Below are 18,132 nucleotides of genomic sequence, written 5' to 3' on the forward strand. Positions count from 1 at the left end.
GGCTCAATACCTTAATAGTATCAAGCCTTTCATTTTTATTACGCTCACTATCCCCGCCATTCATTCAATGAGCTGTCTGAATCAATAAAATAAATGTTAGTAATCAAATAGCCATCTTTTGAACGCTGCTCAAATTCATAGGTAAATTGGCTTTCTTTCATTGCCTGCTTAAAGGCTTGAATAAAGCGGTTTCTCCCTAGTGGTTTAGTAATATTTAAGCATTCGCAGTAGTGAAGATAAGCTGAGTATAAATAGCGTTTCTCTGCATTTGCTGCCGTTCTTGCACTGCCCACATATAACCCGTTAATTGTCTGCTTACTGGTGAAGTGTCGGCAAAAGTCGAGAATGTGATCGGTTTGTCGCCGTACTTTTAACGCCTCCATGCTTTCCCGTTGTTCGTGCAATAGCTTTTCTGCTTCACTTGGATCTGAAAAAGTATCAAGTAAACGGCGTACAATCCCAGACGCTTCGGCGTTCAGTTTCTCTTTCAAGTGATTATCCCGCATATCATCGGGTACTTTTCTATTGAAGTGAAAAATCACTCTACGGCGCATAATTCCCCCGTTATTCTCTTTAAAAATAATCGAGGTGTTATTTGTCATCATGTAAACCGCACGCACCACCACATCAAACGGGTTTTTATAAAGCAGTTTAACGCTGATACTATCCCCGCCGGTAATCGCTCTCAGTTCTGCGCCATCGCCAATATATGATTCTTGATCTGAGGAATAGAAAAACGTTTTATCAATGAGTTTTGCTCTTGCTGTAACGCTTTCTAATTCTTTCAGGCTAATTGCTGCCGTGTTTCCCTCGCCGGCTAACATCTTCGCCAGTTCGTTAAAAATGGATTTACCACTACCGCCAACGCCCGTCACTTCAAGGAATAACTGCCATTCATAGCGATTCGTAAGAATCATATATAACCCCGCCAAAATGCGGCGTGCTTTGTTTTGGTCGTTGTCGCTAACCCACTGCAACCATCTATCAAAGTGCGGTGTATTTTGTGGCTGTTCGGCGTATTGAATATCAATGAACGAGGTTAAAAAATACTGATCATCATGCGGTAAAAATTCTCCTGTTTTCTTATTCAATACTCCGTTGGAAAATGCCAATAAATCAGGGTTACGCTTGCCCATTAATTCCAGTTCATAATCAATCATGAGCTTAACCATGCCATCAATACGGCGTGCGCTGTAAGATATGCCCTTTTCCTTGAAAAAGTCTCTCACAATGCGTCCTACGGCTTTTTCCGTCAATGCCTCCCACTTCTTCCCCGTGTAGGTGTAAAGGGTGTCACTAACTTCATCTAAGCGTAAAGGCTTGCGGTACCATGCCAAAAAATCACTAACCCGCTTGTTATCAGGCTTCGTGTTAAAGGTAGTGGCATAATCTTCGTTTTCTGTCGTTGGTGGCAGTGCGCTTTCTCCTTTGCGAATTTTGCCAACATAATCATTCAAATTATCAATTAATTGTCCGGCTTCATCGTACAGTTCCACCATAATTGCTTTGGTCGTGCCGGCAAGGTTAGCGCATAACTGCCCAAAGGCTAGTTTATCCAATGACGTAGCGTTATTAGCTCGAATCAGACGAATAAACCGTGCTTTCTTCGGTGCGATTCGGTACTTGTCGATTTCTTCCAATATCTCGTTATCCACCACCACAGGGCTAATATACGGGCTTTCTTGCTCTTTAATGTATTTGGCAAAGTCCCATGCTTGAACGCCCACGCAAATAACAATTTCAGAATTGCCCGTTTGATCTTGAAGTTTTAAGTTGGGTGCATATTTTAATCTTGCCATAAGTTACCCCGCTATAAACTCAAGCGTGCCACGCTGTTGAATCAATGCCATATCAGCAAATTTCGCCACAATGATTTGTGCATGAGGGAGCAGCATTTTAAAATTCTCTCGTGCGCCCTCCATGGTTTCACGTTGTTTCTTACCTGTGGCAAGAATCATTGGCGGATTAGCGTTACCGGTCACGATTGCCAAGGAGTAATGCTCAAGGTTAATTGCTTTTATCCCTGTCATCTTCCCCTGCTGCAAATAATCATGGTGCAAGGCTTTTACTTCCTCTTTCGTCTCTCGCACGGCAACCACGATAGAAAGGCTTGAATCGTTATAAAATGGCAAGAGGGCAGTTAACGCAAAAACAGTTTTACTCATCATTTCCCCCTTGTAACTTGATACTTTCCATGCGCTCAAGATTCAATTCATCAATCTGTTTCGCCACCTCAGCGAATTTGAAAATAAGATACCCGTTCAGTTGATTAAACGATTTCAAAAGTGCGGTCTGTTCCGCGTTTAAATTGGTGCCTTTGGCTAATTCATTGAATAACTTTCCACCACCTTTTAATCGCTCCACTAAATCAACACATTCCCCACGCATTTTTAGTTTGTGGTGGAAGTCGCCCGGGTAAACTTCTAGACATTTGCGGTTACTATCATGAATGAGCTTAAATTGGCGCGTAAGCTGGCTATATTCCGCCACCAATGGATTGATAGATAGTTTCCCTTGGTATTTATTTTTAGTCTCTCTATGTTCGTTTCCTTGCGAATTTTTAACTAAACCAAAATTGGTTTGGTTGGCATTTTTAACCGAATCATTTTGGGCTTTCGCAAATTCGCAGCCTGTTTCGCAGTTTCTTTTTATAAAGCCAGTATTATCAAGGGTTCGCTGTGTTTTGCTTCGTTTCGCAGTTTCGCAATCAATTTCGCAGTTTTTTATCGCACTTTTAACCAGCTCAATTTTGAGCGCGTTAGGGTGTACGCCGTTAACTGATACCCCGCCATCGCTTACTAACCTCTTAGTATTGTTCGCTTTCCATTGTTGAAGTTGTGCCATTGGGTTAGTTGGTTTCATTTTCGCCCTCCGCTAAAACAGTAATAGCTTCTAAACGTCTGCCTAAAACGTCTATTTTGCCAATCTCAGCTTTTGCCCGTATCTTGGCTTGTAGTGCGTCTCTAAGTGAACAATATTGCCCGGCTGTGAATTGGTCGCCGTCATCATAGGTAAAAACAAGGGTGTAAGGGAATTTAGTGTTACTCATCATTTCACCCCCTTATCTCCACCGTTAAGGTGATAGGTGGCATCTGCTGATATATTGCGCAATGTGTTTAGAAAATATGCGTTGGCTTGAATTAATGCTCCGATATGTTTTACATTGTCATTGCTCATCGCTTGATTATCAAAATCCTGCTTAGAATCAGCAAAATGCCCTAAACGGCTTACCATATCGCCTAATTCCATTAGTCCGAACTCGATAGTTTCGCAAAGCGTTTCGCTTTCTGAACGTAACTTTATAAGCTCCATTTCATCAATATCATCACGAGCAACTACGTCATTTAATGCCATTTGAATAGCGCCATAACTAAGCATGAGCCACCTCCATAGAATCACGAGAGATTGCCGAAAAAGTGCGGTCGTTTTTCACGGTGTTTTGAAGATTGATTTTGCCGGCAAGTACAAGAACAAAATCACGGGCGCATTGAGTGCGCGCAGCTTGTTCTGTATCGGCGGTGATGCGGATTTTTTGAATGTGATTAGATAAATCGGTACGGCGAATAGCCGCAAAAATGAATTGATACATTTGCGTAGTTTCCAGTAAAAGATTTTTAGAAACTACCGCTAGACTTTCCACGGTCGGGCGGTAGAACGTAACAGGGTGGAAAACTGCCTTTACTGGAAAGCAGCCAACCGCTAAGGGTTGCCCGCTACGCTCTACCATTGAATGAATTTTTAGATTAGATAAAACAAAATCCGCAAATTCTTGAGGTGTGCGAATGTTACGAACAAAAAAAGCACGGTTAAAAGGCGTGCTATCGTTCGCCAGTAAATAATTCAGCTTTCCACGGCTGGCCTTAGATTTTGCTAAGACGGAAATATACTCGCAAATTTGACCGCACTTTGTAAAGTGGTTATTGTGAATTTCTTTGATTTGAATATAATTTAAGCACATTTGATTTATTCTTCCTAAATAGTACGCCCGCAGTGTTATCTCGGGCGTTTTGTTTATGCCGCTTGTTTAAACCGATTCGCCACCATTGCCAATTCCTTCGCCATGTTTAACGAAAGTAAATAATCAATCTTATTGTGACCTCCACGGCGAGAAGTAGATTTAGTTTTACTCAAATTTGAGTAACGTAATCTGTCTTTTTGCTTCACAATTTTGTGAGTTAAAGATTTTTTATTGGTCTCTTTGCTCAACAAATTTGTTGGGCAAACAATGGTGTAATCCACTCCCTCGAGAAAGCCATATTGGCTAATTCGTTGAGTGATCCAGTTAGAAAAGTCGCGTTTATTTTCCAAAAATCCATGCAATGCCCGCGCGTTAACGTGGTATGTGGTTATGCCTTGGTAAAAGGATTTCTCTACCGGCAAAAGTGCAGTTAAATTTCCGTTTGTTTTGGTTGTCATTGTGTAGTCTCCTTTAAACGTTTTTCCATGCTGTCTAAATGTTTCTTTGTGGTGTAAAAACTTGTTTTCAGCGATTCATTCAGCGGGTGAGTGTCTATAGCGCGCTCTAAATCGCTTACCTTGAGCTTTAATACGTCCACCACCTCTTTTATTGGATAAGGCTCAAAATCGTTATACAGGCTAGAAAAAGTGAAGATTTGAGCTGATTTCTGATAGTGTTTAACCGCTTGAAGCAAAATGAGCGGGTTATGTTTGGCGATTGCGCATTTCATTAAATACTTACCCATTCAGTTTCAAAAAGGAGAGGTTTTACTGGGGGATCTTTTTAAGCTCGCCATTCTTTTCAATAGTCCTTTCATTCCCCACGGAATCGTAAAAGCTCGTATTGGTGGTTCTATCGGCTGGTCGGCTTCATCACTAATTAAATCCGCCCGCCATGTTCTCAAGCGGTAATGCGGCAAGTCTTTCCCGTGCTGTTGCATTTCTGCCTTTTCTTTCTCAATTTGTTCCACTACTTGATAATGATTCAGTAACTCGCTGGCTTTTGCCCGTAGTGTGTGCGATTTCATTCTGCCGGCGCGTTCTTCCCCTAATACCATTCGCAAAGCGTGGGTAGCGTTTCCCATCTTGGCGTAGGCTTTGGCAAATTGGCTTCGTACTTCCTGCCCGTAACTCATTATCTAAATCCTCTTTAGTTGCTCTTGTGCGATTTCAATCAAGCGTTCTGTGTTACCTAACTGCACATGAACAAGATTCCATATATCGGTTGGTGTCAGGTTGTCTTTAAGTTTTCTTCCTGCCACCATTGCGCCGCTAATTTCTCTCAGTTTGGCGATATATGCCCGCGCCATTGTCAGCGTAGGCTTTTCTTGTTCTTCGTTGGTGGCTTGGTTTGTTTCTTGTTCAATCATTGCGCCCCTCCTAAGTCCACCACCGGCAACGTTAAATAATCCCGCTCAGCTTTGGCTTCGTGGTGAATGGCTAGGGCTTCAATTTGTCGTTTTAGATCATCAATATCCATCAAAGCCAATGTGACCCTATCCAAAATCAGCTCTAACACTTCCTCTTTGCTCTTGCTGATTCTTTCGCCGTGTTCATTCACTTGATAAATCGCACCGTTCAATCCTGCGTCTGCGATTTCGTAAATCTCGGCAATTTGAGCTTCAATGCTCCACAGTGTTGCTGTGCCGTGCTTTTGTGGTTGAGTTGGTGTTGTGTTTGTGCTATTCATCATTAAACTTCTTCTATGCTTGTCTGATTGCGTTTTTGGCTTACTGCGTTTTCATGTAAAACATAAACACCTACATGGTGAATTAAGCCGGTGTTGTCTGTTTCCTTTCGGTAGAACGTATCGATTAGATAACCTTGATTGCGTAATTCCTTGATGCGTGCCGGCGGAGAATAAACGCCCATTTGTCGCAGTTCGTTTGTGCTGTGCGGGCGCTCTTTTAATCGCTCAATAGTGAATCGGCGTTGTTCGCCGGTGCTGGTGGTGGAAAGAAAAGGCATTTGATTCATTCGTTCCCCTCCCCATTAGTGCGCCTGTGCGGTTTCGCCATTCAGCCACGCCATCACATCGGCATATTTCCAACGGCTCATACGTCCTAATTTTTCAGGCGGTGCTAATAAGCCCTTTTTCACTTGCTGATAAATGAATGTGTGTGATACGCCGCCGGCAAGATTCTTTACTTCTGCTAGTGAACAACGTTTATTTGGATCTGTATGTGTTTGAAGTGTCATTTTTACCCCTTACGTTTATAAGTGAATATCAACCGCCATCAGTGGACGGCGTAGGGGTATTGTGGGAGGCTTTTACGGTAAATAAAATCGCATTAACAGTAGATAAAATTCAATAACTGTTAAATAGTTTTATTGACTGTTGATTGAATATTTTAGGCAATAAAAAAGCCGGTATAAACCGGCTATTTTTTCTTTCTTCTAGTTGGATTATATTTTGAAATCCATTGTTTCACTGTGGAATGTGATTTATGGGTAATTCTAGCATTTCTAATTCTTTCCGCCACCTCATCTAGCGAATAACTAGGGGAATTTCCCCATATTCTTATAGCTTCTTCGATTGCCTTTTGTTTATTAGGATTAGTCCGGTCTTGTTTAGCTCTATTTTGTTTTGCGACTGCATTTTTAGCTATACTTAGTAAATTGAGCAAGTGCTCATGTTTTGCGACTAAGTGAGCAATTCTTAATATATTGTCTTTTTTAAACAACTCACCTTGCCCAGTCTCTCCGATATAAAGCAGAAAGGAAATAAGTTCAGTTTTAAAACTGAAAAGATCTATTTTTCTGCTTAGTTCATCCTCAAGTTCACTAAAATCTTCAAAAATATCTCTCCCGTAGAATGTTACCACATTGTCTAAAATACGCTTTAAGCTTTCCACTTTTTCATTAAATGCATCTTTACTTAAAAAGTAATCTTGGTTTTTTTCAATCCAGCAAGTAAAATCTTCTTCATCATAACATGCTTTGTATGGAAATTTGCTCATAAAAACGCCCCTATGCGTTGCCCTATTCATGAAAGGAAGTGCGACAAAATGAAAATAGGGTTTCACTCTTTCGGTGTGGGTAATTAATCCGCACCTAGTCGCACTTTGTTTGCTAGCCTGTTGAACTATTAGAAATTTTCTAATGGTTGAATTTTGTTCTAACTCTCTAAAATCGCCACATATTGCGCCAGTTTTTCCCGTTCATAACCGGCGATTAACTCCGCCAACATATCAACCTTACCTGTACGGTGATAATCGTCAAAACAAGCGTAATATTTTGCTCTGTCGGTGAATTTAATATCTACCGGTAAAAGCCCGTGTTTCATTAATTCAAAATTCAATAGTAAACGCCCGGTGCGGCCGTTGCCGTCAATAAGCGGGTGAATTGATTCAAAGGCTAAATGTAACCACGAGATAGATTCTATCCGGTGTTCTTGGTGGTGGCTTATTCGCTCATGATAGGTATCTATTAAACGCGCCATTTCTTCTGCTATGAAGTGCGGTTCTGTTGGTGAATTTTCTGCCCCAAGTATCTTCACAGGAATTTTCCGATATTGCCCTTTGTGTTCGGCATTGCTCATTAATACCAATGAATGCAGTTCTTTTATTGTGCGTTCACTTAACGGCTCATCATCTGCCACCATTGAAAAGAGAAAATAAAATGCGTCTTTATAGCCAATAACATCTAAATGCTCTCTTATTGGTTTTTCGGCAATGGTTACGCCATCATTTAAAATAAGCGCAGTTTCCCGCAAGGTAAGCGAGTTTCCCTCAATAGCGTTTGAGTTGTACGTTGTCTCAATAACAAATTCTTTACGCAACCGTGCTAGCTCCTCTCCGGTGAGTGGTCTCAAAGTGGAAAGGTGGCTTTTTAATTCATCACATTGCTGTAAAAGTGCGGTTAAATTTTTATTCATATTTCTGTGGCTTTACGGCATTTTACGTTGGTTTATTCTTTCATAAGGCAAGTGGTGTTTCAATACTGTCTGCAAGAAAAATCTGTATAAATAAACAGGTTTCGGAACGATATAAAAAAAGCAATTTAACTAGAAGATGATGATGGTTAGAAATTCAAAAAATAGTCAATCTCCGCGCGCCCTAAACCCCGTGGAAGTACTATTCCCCTCAGGAGTACCTTTATTCATTGGCGAATCGTTCTGTTTTATCTGCCATCATGTTAAATCTTAATTTCGCGGTGATGAAAATTGCATTGAATGAGCGGTCTATTCTGCTGCCGGTGGTAGAGATTTTATTGCCCCTGCCGCTTGCTTTTATTCTAAATAATCCTCAAAAAACAAAAAATAAAACGGGTTTAAATCGTCAAAAAAGCTCTTTTACCCCTTAGTAACCACTTTAACCACTTGTGTAACCACTTCTAACTATTCTTTATTTTTTAATGACTTATAAGAAAATAAGTGGTTGAAGTGGCAAAGTGGTTAAGATTTGAAAAAAAACTCCCGCAACAGAATTAATTAATAAAAAACGGCAGCCTATAAAGACTACCGTTCGAGTGTAAAAAGAATGTGAGCTGATTGTTATTTCCCGACTATTGGAGAGGGGGCTAATGATTCCACATAATCCGCCCATGCTTGCAACATTTCCGCCCGCTGATTGATATAGTAAGCCTTGTTATATGTTCCTCTAATGGCGTTTTTATCCTTGTGCGATAGCGCTTTCTCAATCCAATCTGCGTTGTAGTTTTTGTCATTAAGTGAGGTGCTGAATAGGTGTCTAATGCCGTGGGTTGTTAATCTTCCCTCGCCAACGCTCCGAATAATTGCCATGCGCAAGGCTTCAATAGTGATATGTCCACTTTTGGCAGTGGTGCTGGCAAAGACAAAAGGGCTGCTTAGATTAAGTGCGGTCTGAATTTCCCGCATTTTCTCAAAGATAGCCACGGCTTGACGGGAGAGTGTGACGATATGCAATCGCCCCTCCGGTAAATTCTTATTGCCTTTCTGTACTCGGTAGCTCCATGTTTGCGCTGAGGTGTCTATATCTTCCCACTGCGCCCGCGCTATTTCACTTGGTCTGCTTCCGGTTAACACTGCCAACATCACGGCATAGAACGATAAGAGAGAAAATCTGCCGTCATCTCTTGCTTGATAGAATTTCGCTAAAAATTCCGCCAGCTCGTCCGGTTCTATGGTGTTCATACCTTTTACACGCGGTTTATCAAATTCCCGTTGAATTTCGGCTAAGTTGTTGGTGGCAATCAAGCCACGGTGCAAGGCATAGCGCATTACATGATTCACGTTGTTTAATATTTTTCTAACGGTCTCTAATTTTCCTGCGCGCTCTAATGGCTTGAAAGCATTAATGCCGATAAGTGCGGTCAGTTGGTCGATTGGATATTTGCCGATAGCAGGGAGAATGTGCCGTTCAAATAAAGCCCATGTGTCTTTTGCGGTACGTTCGGTGAAATTGGCTTTAAGCTGTCTATCCTTAAACCATGCTTCCGCCATACGCTCAAAAGTGCGGTTCTGTTTGTCGGTGCTTTCTTGTTTAGCTTGGGCTTCATAGGTGCGTGGATCGATATTCTTTGCTAATAACTGCCGATATTCTTCACGCTTTGCCCGTGCTTGTGTCAATGTCATATCAGATAGTTTGCCTAGGCTGATATTGGTTCTTTTTTGGGTAAAGGGCTTAAAGTAGTTAAAACGCCATATTTTCGCGCCGGTGGTGGTAAGTTCTAGAGATAATCCGTTGCCGTCTCTGAGTGGGAATTTATCCGCTTTGGCAGTGCGAATTTCTTTGTCGGTTAAGGGTTTAATTATGCGTGCCATGAATTTTAGTACCATCAAAAACAGAAGGGGGCTGTTAATTGCCGATTTCTAGTATATTGATTTATAAGAACTAAACAGCGTTTTAGTACTATAATTTTTTGATAGTTAGCGAGTTATTAGGGAGTAAATTAGAAAAAAATAGTACTATCGGCAAAATATAGTACTAAAAATAGTACTAAAAATCGTTGCTAGTAGTTTATGTAGATTTACAATAAAGTCTTTTAAACACTGGGTTTGTTTGGTGGGTTTTTTATGTGGATTTATGCGGGATGACATGGATTGGCGGAAGATCGTAGGAGTTGAACCTACCCGAGACTGCTGGCAGCCTCAACAGGATTTGAAGTCCTGCCGCTTCACCGGAAACGACGATCTTCCTTTTGGAAATTGGTGCGAACTTTAGCGCAAAAGTCGGGGCGATTCAAGTTGAGTTGAAAAATAATAGAGTGAATTGATTAAATAAAAAGTGCGATCAGAAAAATAATTAAATTTCTGACCGCACTTTTGGTTTTATCACTTGAAATTAACGACGTGGTAAATAACGTGTCGGATCAACAGATTTGCCTTTGTAGCGAATTTCAAAGTGAAGTTTTACATCGTTGGTGCCGGTGTTACCCATTTTGGCGATTTGTTGGCCGGCTTTCACTTCTTGCTGATCTTTCACTAAGATGCTGTCGTTGTGGGCGTAGGCACTGAGGAAATCATCGTTATGTTTGATGATGATAAGATTTCCGTAACCGCGGAGTGCATTGCCGGCGTAAACGACACGGCCACCTGCCGCAGCGTTAACGGCTTGACCACGAGAACCGCCAATATCAATCCCTTTATTGCCGCCATCGGAGCTGGAGAAGCCTTGTATGACATTACCACTTGTTGGCCAGCGCCAAGCAATGGTGGAGGTGACCGGTGCATTGTCTTGTGGGATTGGTTGGCTTACCACGGGTTGGTTTTGAACTTGTACTGGTTGATTTACCGGTGCGCTATTTACCGGCGGTAAACCACCTGCGGTTGCTTTTACCGGGCCGGTGATAGTGCCATCAGAACCATATTGTGTGCCATTTGCACCCGGCGTGTAAGTGACGGTTGGCTCACTGCTCACCGGTTGTTGAACTGGCGCTTGTGGTTGAGGCGCAACAGCAGGTTGTGCTACGCTTTGAGTACGTCCGTTAGACACTTTCAAAGTTTGCCCTACGCTTAAATTGTAAGGTTCCTTCATATTATTTAAAGCCGCCAATTCTTTCACATCCAAACCGGAAATGTACGCGATAAGGAACATGGTATCGCCTTTGCGCACGGTGTAAGTGTCACCTTTGTAGAAGCCTTTGTTAATTTGGCTGTAATCCGGTGCGTTGGTGGTTGGATTGCGCGGAATCGTGAAATCCTGAGAAGTTTGTTGCGGTTTATTTTGCACTGCCGGAGCTGGTTGTTGTTTTTGCACCGGTTGCGGTTGATAAGTTGGTTGGAAATTCGGCTGTGGCGCAGATTGTGCCGGGGCTTGAGGCATTGGCATATTCATGCTGTTGGGCACGCTACTTTGTTGAATTTGCGGTTCCCATGTCGCATTCCCCCCCATAGATGGGCTATCAACCGGCTGCATCATGCCCGGTGATAACGTGCCGTCGGCACTTTCTACTGGGGCCGGAGAATCTGAGCTACAAGCTGTAAGAACAGCAAGGGTAATTGGTAAAAGTAAAAAGAATTTTTTCATGGAGATATTCCTTATTGCATATTTATTGGCATACGTTGTTGTTGAATTTCCGGCATCCAACTACCGCCTGCGATAGCGCCGGTGCCTTCTACCGGTTGCATGATGCCCGGCGGAAGTGAATTTTCGTCTTTGCGTGCGTCATCAGAAGAACAAGCCGCGAGAGTTAATACCATAGACAATAATAAAATTGATTTTTTCATTTTATAACCTTGATTAACGTAAAATAAAATAAGCGACAACGGCTAAAAGCACCACCGACCAACCGATGACTTCAATGGATTTACGCAGTTTCGCTGCAAATTTTTCGCCACCCCAAGCGGCTAATTTGGCGACCAATAAGAACCTTGCCGCACGGGAAATAAATGCGGTGATGACAAAGGGTAAAAATGCCATTTGCATCACGCCGGCACAAATGGTGAAAACTTTGTAAGGAATAGGTGAGAAACCTGCCACAAACACCACTAAAATGCCCCATTTTTCAAACCATTGAATAGCGGTTTGCCAATGTGATTGATAGCCCCATTGGTTAATGTAATGTTCTACAAAATCAAACGCGTAATAACCCAATGCATAGCCGATGATGCCGCCCAAGACGGAGGCAATCGCCGTAAATAAGGCAAATTTCACCGCACTTTGTGGTTTTGACATGGACATTGGGATAAGCATGACATCCGGCGGAATGGGGAAGAAAATCGCCTCAATAAAACTGACAAACGATAACCAAAATGGGGCGAAACGGTGTTTCGACCAAACCATGGTTTTATCGTACATTGCGCCAAACAAATTCATTTACTTTCCTTATGTTGAAAGATGAAATTATTCACTTTCTAACCAATGTTGTAAAGCCTTCATTGAGTGGTGCGCCGTCATGTCCACTTGAATTGGCGTGATGGACACATAGCCGTTTTTTACTGCATGAAAATCCGTGCCTTCGCCCTCATATTCCGGTAATCCGCTCAGTCCAATCCAATAAATATCTTCGCCACGCGGACTTTGTTGTTTGATAACTTCGGCGGAAGAAGAACGGTAACCCAAATGGCAGACTTTAATGCCTTTGAGATCTTCATAAGGCACATCCGGCACATTAATATTGAGAATTTCGTGTTTGCCTAATAATTGAGAATGTAATTTAGGGACGAGTTCGCATACCACCCGCGCTGCCGTTTCAAAGTGTTGACGGCCGTCAAGAGATACCGCAATAGACGGCAAGCCAAGATGACGCCCTTCAAAGGCGGCCGCCACGGTACCGGAATACAATACATCGTCCCCCAAGTTTGCGCCGGCGTTAATGCCGGATACCACTAAATCGATGCGCCCGGAAAGAAAACCGTTGAGCGCAATGTGAACGCAATCAGCGGGCGTACCGTTAACGCAATAATCGCCATTTTCCAAATGTAACGGTTGCAATGGTTTCACTAAGGTTAACGAACTTGAGGCGGCACTGCGGTTGCTGTCCGGTGCCACAATGGTGACGTTGGCGATATTGCGTAAGGCGTCTGCCATGGCGCGAATGCCTGGGGCATGAATGCCGTCGTCGTTACTCAATAAAATATTCATATTCTTCCTGTATTTTAATTTTCGACATTGACCAGTTCGCGAATGAGCGCAGTGGCATAACTGCCCGCCGGTAAGTCAAATTGAAGGCGCAAGCCGTTTGGTTCAAATTGCCATTGGAATTGCTGAGGTTGCATTAATATTGGGCGGCGTGCCGCTTTCATACGTTCTTGGCGCATTAACGCGAATAACGCTTGATGTTGGGCGAAAATTTCATTTTCAAAATCCACCGCACTTTTCTCTTCTTCGCCGATAAGTGGCGCGGTGAGTAAAACATCTTGTTGCGCCAAGCGTCGTTGCAGCTGCGCCAAATCTTCCGATTCATCCACCACAAACCAACTGTGTGAACCGTTCAGTTGCAAAACATCACCGATCAAAATTTGCTGTGCCAAGTCTAATTCCATCCGTTTGGACACGATTAAATTAAAAATTTCGCTACGCGCAGCGGAAAGATAAAAACTGCGTTTATGACGATCTTTGACTTTAATCTCGCCGTTTGCCCAGCGTAATGCCTGCGTTAAGTTATTGCCATCACGGCCAAAACGTTGTTCGGTGAAATAATTCGGAAAGCCGTTTTTTGCCAGAAAATCTAACCGCTCTTTGAGTTCGTCGGTTTCTTCAGCATTACGGAGCAAAATCTCAAAATGATTGCCTTGTAGGCTGCCAATACGAATTTTGCGTTGGTGGCGGGTAACGTCGAGAATTTCTACGCCCTCGAGGGAAAATTGGCTGAAATCTGGTGTTGGCTGCCCGGGCATTTGCAGACTGAACCATTGCTCGGTAACAGCCTTGCGATCTTTCAAACCGGCGTAGCTCATATTGCGCGCGGAAATGCCGGCAAATTTTGCCAGTTGTTCGCCTACAAACAAGGTGTTGCAATCGGTTTTGCGCACTTTCACGGCAACAAATTCGCCGTCACCGGTCATGTCGTAGCCGAGCTGTTCTTTCACCACAAAATCTGCACATTCCGCTTTTAAAAGTGCGGTCTGTTTTGGCGGTGTTTTTTGCAAGTAGGCTAAGTCCATCATGGTTTGCGTACCAACAATGCCACGGCTTCGCAGGCAATGCCTTCACCGCGACCGGTAAAGCCCAGTTTTTCCGAGGTGGTGGCTTTAACATTCACTTGTTCGATATCGACGGCTAAATCCTGCGCAATGAGGGAGCGCATGGCGTCAATATGCGGGCGCATTTTCGGTGCTTGGGCGATAATGGTTACATCTACATTGCCTACAACATAGCCTTTTGCCTGTACTTGGCGATACGCTTCCCGTAATAACACGCGGCTGTCTGCGCCTTTGTATTGCATATCCGTGTCGGGGAACAGTTTGCCGATGTCACCCAAGGCGACTGCGCCGAGTAAGGCATCGGTTAGCGCATGGAGCGCCACATCGCCGTCGGAATGGGCGATAAAGCCTTTATCAAAGGGAATGGTGACGCCGCCGATAATGAGCGGGTTGTCGGTGCCGAAAGCGTGAACGTCAAAACCATGGCCGATTCGTATCATGTTGTCTTCCTCATTAAATAAAATTCTGCCAGCGCCAAATCTTCCGGGCGGGTAACTTTAATATTGTCGCTACGTCCTGCCACTAAGTGCGGTTGAAATCCCGCGAGTTCCATGGCAGAGGCTTCGTCAGTCACCGCAAGCTGTTGCTGTTGGGCGTGGATTAACGCGTTTCGTAATAGCTCCGCGCGGAAAAACTGTGGCGTCTGCGCCAGCCAAAGTTGGCTGCGATCTTCAGTGTGGGCAATTTGTTGTGAAGGCAGAGCTCGCTTGATGGTATCCGTCGCCGGAATGGCCAAAATCGCGCCGTTGTCATCCTCAATTTGAAGCAATTTATCCAAATCGCCGTGGGTTAAACAAGGACGTGCCGCATCATGCACCATTACCCAAACATTCTTGCCGGAATTTTGTATTGCGTTTAATCCGTTTAACACCGAATCCGCACGGGTTGCCCCACCTTCGACCAACGTCATTTTCGGGTTTTGTGTCAGATTAAGTTGAGCAATGTAAGGATCGTCGGCAGCCACTGCCAACACGATTTGGCTGATGTGTGGATAAGAAAGCAACACGTTTAAGGTGTGCTGCAAAATAGGTTGTCCGTGAATAGGAAGGTATTGTTTCGGTTTGTCCGCCTGCATCCGACTGCCAATGCCGGCTGCCGGCACAACGGCGATAATCTTGCGATTTGAGGTCATTATTTGTGTTCTTTGACGATGTGATAGAAAGTTTCGTTCGGTTTCACCATTTCATGCTGTAAACGGGCGCGTTCTTCAATGGCATCTACCCCTTCTTTTAAGTCTTTAATTTCTGCAGCAATGATTTGATTTCGTTGGGAAAGTTTTTCATTTTCCTGTTGATGGACGGCGATTTCTTTGGTGGTGTTTTTATAATCCCAATAGCCGTTTTTGCCGAACCAAAAATCGTATTGGAACAGCACCAAAACCGCGAATAATAAAGAGAGAAATAAGCGCATAAAAAACCGGTAAATCGAATCGAAAAAATTGCGCTTAGTTTACCTTGAATTGCACCAAAATGCGATATTGCGCCGTTCTGCGCCGAATAATTTCTTAAAAATTGAGGTGTATCGTAGTAAGATAAGGCAATTTTTAATAGCCTGTGAGGTGCCCATGAAACCCTATTTAATTGCTCCTTCCATTCTTTCTGCTGACTTAGCGCGTTTGGGTGAAGATGTGGAAAATGTCTTAAAGTGCGGTGGTGATGTCGTTCATTTTGATGTGATGGATAACCATTATGTCCCGAACTTAACTTTCGGGCCTGCCGTGTGCAAAGCCTTACGCGATTATGGTATTACTGCGCCGATTGATGTGCATTTGATGGTGAAACCGGTGGATCGTATTATCCCGGATTTTGCTAAAGCCGGTGCCAGCTACATTACCTTCCACCCGGAAGCCTCTGAACATATCGACCGCACTTTGCAACTTATCCGCGATAACGGTTGTAAATCCGGTTTAGTATTTAACCCGGCAACGCCGTTAAGCTATTTAGATTATGTGATGGACAAAGTGGATATTATTTTATTGATGTCGGTGAATCCGGGCTTTGGCGGACAATCTTTCATTCCGGCAACCTTAGAAAAACTGAAACAGGCAAGAAAACGTATTGATGAGAGCGGATTGGATATTCGTTTGGAAGTGGATGGCGGCGTGAAAGTCAGCAACATTGCAGAAATTGCCAGTGCCGGTGCGGATATGTTTGTTGCTGGATCGGCGATTTTCGATCAGCCGGACTACAAAAAAGTCATTGATGAAATGCGTCAGCAGTTAGCCGCAGTAGGAAAATAAGCATGACAGGACAATTTAAATTAATCGGTTTTGATTTGGATGGCACCTTGGTGGACAGCTTGCCGGACTTGGCATTATCCGTGAATTCGGCGTTAGCAGAATTCGATTTGCCACAAGCGCCTGAAACGTTGGTGCTCACTTGGATTGGTAACGGTGCGCAGATTTTAATTGCACGCGCATTGGAATGGGCAACGGCACAATCGGGCAAAACCTTGACAGAAGGCCAAACTGCCACATTAAAAGAGCGTTTTAATGTCTTTTACGGCGAAAATATCTGTAACCGCAGCCGTTTATTCCCTCACGTGAAAGAGACTTTGCAGAAACTCAAAGCCAAAGGTTACCGTTTGGCTGTGGTTACCAACAAACCGACCCAACATACCCGCCCTGTGTTAAAGGCTTTCGGCATTGAAGACTTATTCGATGAAGTGTTGGGCGGACAATCTTTACCGGCCATCAAACCGCACCCAGGCCCGCTGTTCTATTTATGCGGCAAATTCGGTTTATACCCGAAACAAGTGCTGTTCGTCGGCGATTCCCGCAACGATATTATTGCTGCCCATAATGCCGGTTGCCCGGTGGTGGGATTAACCTACGGTTACAACTACAATATTCCAATCTCTGAATCCCATCCGGATTGGGTCTTTGAGGATTTCGCGGAGTTATTGACGCTTGTTTGATTGATTCTTCTGAATGGATGGCGCAAACGTCCACGTTTGTGCCTTTATTTAATTTTGGCTACAGTACAAGCGTGAATGCTTGCGCTATCAATAATAAGATTTAAAAATTAAGGATGTAAAAATGACCAAACCTATCGTGTTCAGCGGCGTACAGCCATCTGGTGAATTAACTATCGGTAACTACCTCGGTGCGTTGCGTCAGTGGGTGAAAATGCAGGATGATTACGAATGCCTGTTCTGTATTGTGGATCAACACGCCATCACCGTGCGCCAGGATCCGGCGGCATTACGCAAAGCCACTTTGGACGTGTTGGCATTATATTTAGCCTGTGGCATCGACCCGGCAAAATCTACGATTTTCATTCAATCTCATGTGCCGGAACACGCACAGTTGGCTTGGGTATTAAATTGTTACACGTATTTCGGCGAAATGAGTCGTATGACCCAGTTTAAAGACAAATCCGCCCGTTATGCAGAAAACATCAACGTAGGTTTGTTCACTTATCCGGTGTTAATGGCGTCGGACATTTTGCTTTATCAAGCCAACCAAGTGCCGGTAGGCGAAGACCAAAAACAACATTTGGAAATCACCCGTGACATCGCGCAACGTTTTAATGCCTTATACGGACCGCACTTTGCGGTGCCGGAAGTGTTTATCCCGAAAGCAGGTGCGCGCGTGATGTCCTTGTTGGAACCGGAAAAGAAAATGTCTAAATCGGACGAAAACCGCAACAACGTTATCGGCTTATTAGAAGACCCGAAAGCGGTTGCGAAGAAAATCAAACGCGCGGTAACCGACTCCGACGAGCCGCCGGTGATTCGTTATGACGTGAAAAATAAAGCGGGCGTGTCCAATCTTCTCGACATTCTCTCCGGCGTGAGTGGCAAAACCATTGCAGAACTTGAGCAGGAATTTGAAGGCAAAATGTATGGTCACTTAAAAGGCGCTGTCGCTGACGAGGTTTCCGCCATGTTGACCACGTTGCAAGAACGCTACCATCATTTCCGCAATAATGAGGCATTACTCCTCCAAATTGCTAAAGACGGTGCGGAAAAAGCCAAAGCACGTGCACAAGAAACGTTAGCGAAAGTGTATGACGCCATTGGGTTTATTGGCGCGAAGTAGGCTATTTCACATAAAAAACAAAAGCGGCGTTAAAGCCGCTTTTTTATTTCAAGGGAAAAGCTAA

General features: G+C 43.6%; 28 protein-coding genes and 1 tRNA gene. 4 read left to right on the forward strand and 25 right to left on the reverse strand.

The window, feature by feature from the left end:
- Positions 1-47: 47 nt before the first annotated feature.
- From DK415_RS07665 to DK415_RS07735, 15 genes are all read right to left on the reverse strand, one after another.
- On the reverse strand, positions 48-1,799 hold the full coding sequence (locus DK415_RS07665; RefSeq protein ID WP_109433123.1) for a DNA primase family protein: 1,752 nt from the start codon (positions 1,797-1,799) through the stop codon (positions 48-50).
- A gap of 3 nt (positions 1,800-1,802) precedes the next feature.
- Positions 1,803-2,165, reverse strand: coding sequence for a hypothetical protein (locus tag DK415_RS07670; RefSeq protein ID WP_109433124.1), 363 nt, complete (start codon positions 2,163-2,165; stop codon positions 1,803-1,805).
- Entirely contained in the window at positions 2,158-2,862 is a 705-nt protein-coding gene (locus tag DK415_RS07675; protein WP_109433125.1) for a hypothetical protein, read from the reverse strand. The genes DK415_RS07670 and DK415_RS07675 overlap by 8 nt, the downstream gene beginning before the upstream one ends.
- Positions 2,849-3,052 (reverse strand): hypothetical protein, encoded by a 204-nt coding sequence (locus DK415_RS07680; RefSeq protein WP_005548545.1) that lies wholly within the window; start codon positions 3,050-3,052, stop codon positions 2,849-2,851. Before DK415_RS07680 ends, DK415_RS07675 begins: the two co-directional genes overlap by 14 nt.
- Positions 3,049-3,378, reverse strand: a complete 330-nt coding sequence (locus DK415_RS07685; RefSeq protein WP_109433126.1) for a hypothetical protein — start codon at positions 3,376-3,378, stop codon at positions 3,049-3,051. The genes DK415_RS07680 and DK415_RS07685 overlap by 4 nt, the downstream gene beginning before the upstream one ends.
- Positions 3,371-3,958 (reverse strand): host cell division inhibitor Icd-like protein, encoded by a 588-nt coding sequence (locus tag DK415_RS07690; protein ID WP_109433127.1) that lies wholly within the window; start codon positions 3,956-3,958, stop codon positions 3,371-3,373. The genes DK415_RS07685 and DK415_RS07690 overlap by 8 nt, the downstream gene beginning before the upstream one ends.
- A gap of 53 nt (positions 3,959-4,011) precedes the next feature.
- A complete protein-coding gene (locus tag DK415_RS07695; RefSeq protein WP_109433128.1) occupies positions 4,012-4,416 on the reverse strand; it encodes an antA/AntB antirepressor family protein in 405 nt (134 codons plus the stop codon).
- Positions 4,413-4,703 (reverse strand): hypothetical protein, encoded by a 291-nt coding sequence (locus DK415_RS07700; RefSeq protein ID WP_239305647.1) that lies wholly within the window; start codon positions 4,701-4,703, stop codon positions 4,413-4,415. The genes DK415_RS07695 and DK415_RS07700 overlap by 4 nt, the downstream gene beginning before the upstream one ends.
- Positions 4,704-4,709: 6 nt before the next feature.
- Complete coding sequence (locus DK415_RS07705; protein WP_109433129.1) at positions 4,710-5,093, reverse strand: terminase; 384 nt, start codon at positions 5,091-5,093, stop codon at positions 4,710-4,712.
- A 3-nt stretch (positions 5,094-5,096) separates the two neighbouring features.
- Positions 5,097-5,327, reverse strand: a complete 231-nt coding sequence (locus DK415_RS07710; protein ID WP_109433130.1) for a hypothetical protein — start codon at positions 5,325-5,327, stop codon at positions 5,097-5,099.
- Positions 5,324-5,650 (reverse strand): hypothetical protein, encoded by a 327-nt coding sequence (locus tag DK415_RS07715; protein ID WP_109433131.1) that lies wholly within the window; start codon positions 5,648-5,650, stop codon positions 5,324-5,326. The genes DK415_RS07710 and DK415_RS07715 overlap by 4 nt, the downstream gene beginning before the upstream one ends.
- Positions 5,650-5,925: a helix-turn-helix domain-containing protein gene (locus DK415_RS07720; RefSeq protein ID WP_109433157.1), complete on the reverse strand. Its 276-nt coding sequence runs from the start codon at positions 5,923-5,925 to the stop codon at positions 5,650-5,652. The genes DK415_RS07715 and DK415_RS07720 overlap by 1 nt, the downstream gene beginning before the upstream one ends.
- A 24-nt stretch (positions 5,926-5,949) precedes the next feature.
- Entirely contained in the window at positions 5,950-6,156 is a 207-nt protein-coding gene (locus DK415_RS07725; RefSeq protein ID WP_109064919.1) for a helix-turn-helix transcriptional regulator, read from the reverse strand.
- A gap of 182 nt (positions 6,157-6,338) precedes the next feature.
- Positions 6,339-6,917 carry a hypothetical protein gene (locus DK415_RS07730; RefSeq protein ID WP_109433132.1) on the reverse strand — a complete coding sequence of 193 codons (579 nt, stop codon included), beginning with the start codon at positions 6,915-6,917 and terminating at the stop codon, positions 6,339-6,341.
- Between the two features lie 158 nt (positions 6,918-7,075).
- Positions 7,076-7,834, reverse strand: coding sequence for a Fic family protein (locus tag DK415_RS07735; RefSeq protein WP_109433133.1), 759 nt, complete (start codon positions 7,832-7,834; stop codon positions 7,076-7,078).
- A gap of 227 nt (positions 7,835-8,061) precedes the next feature.
- On the opposite strand from DK415_RS07735, the gene DK415_RS07740 reads away from it, so the two are divergent.
- Positions 8,062-8,262 carry a hypothetical protein gene (locus DK415_RS07740; protein ID WP_109433134.1) on the forward strand — a complete coding sequence of 67 codons (201 nt, stop codon included), beginning with the start codon at positions 8,062-8,064 and terminating at the stop codon, positions 8,260-8,262.
- 190 nt (positions 8,263-8,452) lie between these two features.
- Here the strand turns inward: DK415_RS07740 and DK415_RS07745 are convergent, their stop codons facing one another.
- The 10 genes from DK415_RS07745 to ftsB form a co-directional block, all read right to left on the reverse strand.
- Positions 8,453-9,703 carry a tyrosine-type recombinase/integrase gene (locus tag DK415_RS07745; protein WP_109433135.1) on the reverse strand — a complete coding sequence of 417 codons (1,251 nt, stop codon included), beginning with the start codon at positions 9,701-9,703 and terminating at the stop codon, positions 8,453-8,455.
- 280 nt (positions 9,704-9,983) lie between these two features.
- Positions 9,984-10,078 (reverse strand) — tRNA-Sec (locus DK415_RS09470).
- A 145-nt stretch (positions 10,079-10,223) separates the two neighbouring features.
- Positions 10,224-11,408 carry a murein hydrolase activator NlpD gene (gene nlpD, locus DK415_RS07755; RefSeq protein ID WP_109433136.1) on the reverse strand — a complete coding sequence of 395 codons (1,185 nt, stop codon included), beginning with the start codon at positions 11,406-11,408 and terminating at the stop codon, positions 10,224-10,226.
- Positions 11,409-11,419: 11 nt separating this feature from the next.
- Positions 11,420-11,608 carry a lipoprotein gene (locus DK415_RS07760; protein ID WP_109433137.1) on the reverse strand — a complete coding sequence of 63 codons (189 nt, stop codon included), beginning with the start codon at positions 11,606-11,608 and terminating at the stop codon, positions 11,420-11,422.
- A gap of 13 nt (positions 11,609-11,621) precedes the next feature.
- The gene (locus DK415_RS07765; RefSeq protein WP_109433138.1) at positions 11,622-12,197 is read right to left on the reverse strand and encodes a YqaA family protein; all 576 of its coding nucleotides are present in this window, start codon (positions 12,195-12,197) and stop codon (positions 11,622-11,624) included.
- Between the two features lie 27 nt (positions 12,198-12,224).
- Positions 12,225-12,965: a 5'/3'-nucleotidase SurE gene (gene surE / locus DK415_RS07770; RefSeq protein ID WP_109433139.1), complete on the reverse strand. Its 741-nt coding sequence runs from the start codon at positions 12,963-12,965 to the stop codon at positions 12,225-12,227.
- 14 nt (positions 12,966-12,979) lie between these two features.
- Entirely contained in the window at positions 12,980-13,990 is a 1,011-nt protein-coding gene (truD, locus tag DK415_RS07775) for a tRNA pseudouridine(13) synthase TruD (RefSeq protein ID WP_109433140.1), read from the reverse strand.
- Positions 13,987-14,466 carry a 2-C-methyl-D-erythritol 2,4-cyclodiphosphate synthase gene (ispF, locus tag DK415_RS07780; protein WP_109433141.1) on the reverse strand — a complete coding sequence of 160 codons (480 nt, stop codon included), beginning with the start codon at positions 14,464-14,466 and terminating at the stop codon, positions 13,987-13,989. Before ispF ends, truD begins: the two co-directional genes overlap by 4 nt.
- A complete protein-coding gene (gene ispD, locus DK415_RS07785) occupies positions 14,463-15,158 on the reverse strand; it encodes a 2-C-methyl-D-erythritol 4-phosphate cytidylyltransferase (protein ID WP_109433142.1) in 696 nt (231 codons plus the stop codon). Before ispD ends, ispF begins: the two co-directional genes overlap by 4 nt.
- Entirely contained in the window at positions 15,158-15,436 is a 279-nt protein-coding gene (gene ftsB, locus DK415_RS07790) for a cell division protein FtsB (protein ID WP_032998222.1), read from the reverse strand. Before ftsB ends, ispD begins: the two co-directional genes overlap by 1 nt.
- Positions 15,437-15,590: 154 nt before the next feature.
- Here ftsB and rpe point away from each other — a divergent pair, with 154 nt between their 5' ends.
- From rpe to trpS, 3 genes are all read left to right on the forward strand, one after another.
- On the forward strand, positions 15,591-16,265 hold the full coding sequence (rpe, locus tag DK415_RS07795; protein WP_109433143.1) for a ribulose-phosphate 3-epimerase: 675 nt from the start codon (positions 15,591-15,593) through the stop codon (positions 16,263-16,265).
- A 2-nt stretch (positions 16,266-16,267) separates the two neighbouring features.
- Positions 16,268-16,942 (forward strand): phosphoglycolate phosphatase, encoded by a 675-nt coding sequence (locus tag DK415_RS07800; RefSeq protein WP_109433144.1) that lies wholly within the window; start codon positions 16,268-16,270, stop codon positions 16,940-16,942.
- 121 nt (positions 16,943-17,063) lie between these two features.
- Positions 17,064-18,068 (forward strand): tryptophan--tRNA ligase, encoded by a 1,005-nt coding sequence (gene trpS, locus DK415_RS07805; protein WP_109433145.1) that lies wholly within the window; start codon positions 17,064-17,066, stop codon positions 18,066-18,068.
- Positions 18,069-18,132 lie beyond the last annotated feature (64 nt).

Origin of the sequence: Aggregatibacter segnis, from assembly GCF_003130075.1 — a bacterium.
GTDB lineage: Bacteria > Pseudomonadota > Gammaproteobacteria > Enterobacterales > Pasteurellaceae > Aggregatibacter > Aggregatibacter segnis_A.

Excerpts from the sequence above, each read along its gene's own strand:
- DK415_RS07665 (WP_109433123.1), bottom strand. The coding sequence starts at position 1,799 with ATGGCAAGATTAAAATATGCACCCAACTTAAAACTTCAAGATCAAACG.
- DK415_RS07670 (WP_109433124.1), bottom strand. The coding sequence starts at position 2,165 with ATGAGTAAAACTGTTTTTGCGTTAACTGCCCTCTTGCCATTTTATAAC.
- DK415_RS07675 (WP_109433125.1), bottom strand. The coding sequence starts at position 2,862 with ATGAAACCAACTAACCCAATGGCACAACTTCAACAATGGAAAGCGAAC.
- DK415_RS07680 (WP_005548545.1), bottom strand. The coding sequence starts at position 3,052 with ATGATGAGTAACACTAAATTCCCTTACACCCTTGTTTTTACCTATGAT.
- DK415_RS07685 (WP_109433126.1), bottom strand. The coding sequence starts at position 3,378 with ATGCTTAGTTATGGCGCTATTCAAATGGCATTAAATGACGTAGTTGCT.
- DK415_RS07690 (WP_109433127.1), bottom strand. The coding sequence starts at position 3,958 with ATGTGCTTAAATTATATTCAAATCAAAGAAATTCACAATAACCACTTT.
- DK415_RS07695 (WP_109433128.1), bottom strand. The coding sequence starts at position 4,416 with ATGACAACCAAAACAAACGGAAATTTAACTGCACTTTTGCCGGTAGAG.
- DK415_RS07700 (WP_239305647.1), bottom strand. The coding sequence starts at position 4,703 with ATGGGTAAGTATTTAATGAAATGCGCAATCGCCAAACATAACCCGCTC.
- DK415_RS07705 (WP_109433129.1), bottom strand. The coding sequence starts at position 5,093 with ATGAGTTACGGGCAGGAAGTACGAAGCCAATTTGCCAAAGCCTACGCC.
- DK415_RS07710 (WP_109433130.1), bottom strand. The coding sequence starts at position 5,327 with ATGATTGAACAAGAAACAAACCAAGCCACCAACGAAGAACAAGAAAAG.
- DK415_RS07715 (WP_109433131.1), bottom strand. The coding sequence starts at position 5,650 with ATGATGAATAGCACAAACACAACACCAACTCAACCACAAAAGCACGGC.
- DK415_RS07720 (WP_109433157.1), bottom strand. The coding sequence starts at position 5,925 with ATGCCTTTTCTTTCCACCACCAGCACCGGCGAACAACGCCGATTCACT.
- DK415_RS07725 (WP_109064919.1), bottom strand. The coding sequence starts at position 6,156 with ATGACACTTCAAACACATACAGATCCAAATAAACGTTGTTCACTAGCA.
- DK415_RS07730 (WP_109433132.1), bottom strand. The coding sequence starts at position 6,917 with ATGAGCAAATTTCCATACAAAGCATGTTATGATGAAGAAGATTTTACT.
- DK415_RS07735 (WP_109433133.1), bottom strand. The coding sequence starts at position 7,834 with ATGAATAAAAATTTAACCGCACTTTTACAGCAATGTGATGAATTAAAA.
- DK415_RS07745 (WP_109433135.1), bottom strand. The coding sequence starts at position 9,703 with ATGGCACGCATAATTAAACCCTTAACCGACAAAGAAATTCGCACTGCC.
- nlpD (WP_109433136.1), bottom strand. The coding sequence starts at position 11,408 with ATGAAAAAATTCTTTTTACTTTTACCAATTACCCTTGCTGTTCTTACA.
- DK415_RS07760 (WP_109433137.1), bottom strand. The coding sequence starts at position 11,608 with ATGAAAAAATCAATTTTATTATTGTCTATGGTATTAACTCTCGCGGCT.
- DK415_RS07765 (WP_109433138.1), bottom strand. The coding sequence starts at position 12,197 with ATGAATTTGTTTGGCGCAATGTACGATAAAACCATGGTTTGGTCGAAA.
- surE (WP_109433139.1), bottom strand. The coding sequence starts at position 12,965 with ATGAATATTTTATTGAGTAACGACGACGGCATTCATGCCCCAGGCATT.
- truD (WP_109433140.1), bottom strand. The coding sequence starts at position 13,990 with ATGATGGACTTAGCCTACTTGCAAAAAACACCGCCAAAACAGACCGCA.
- ispF (WP_109433141.1), bottom strand. The coding sequence starts at position 14,466 with ATGATACGAATCGGCCATGGTTTTGACGTTCACGCTTTCGGCACCGAC.
- ispD (WP_109433142.1), bottom strand. The coding sequence starts at position 15,158 with ATGACCTCAAATCGCAAGATTATCGCCGTTGTGCCGGCAGCCGGCATT.
- ftsB (WP_032998222.1), bottom strand. The coding sequence starts at position 15,436 with ATGCGCTTATTTCTCTCTTTATTATTCGCGGTTTTGGTGCTGTTCCAA.
- rpe (WP_109433143.1), top strand. The coding sequence starts at position 15,591 with ATGAAACCCTATTTAATTGCTCCTTCCATTCTTTCTGCTGACTTAGCG.
- DK415_RS07800 (WP_109433144.1), top strand. The coding sequence starts at position 16,268 with ATGACAGGACAATTTAAATTAATCGGTTTTGATTTGGATGGCACCTTG.
- trpS (WP_109433145.1), top strand. The coding sequence starts at position 17,064 with ATGACCAAACCTATCGTGTTCAGCGGCGTACAGCCATCTGGTGAATTA.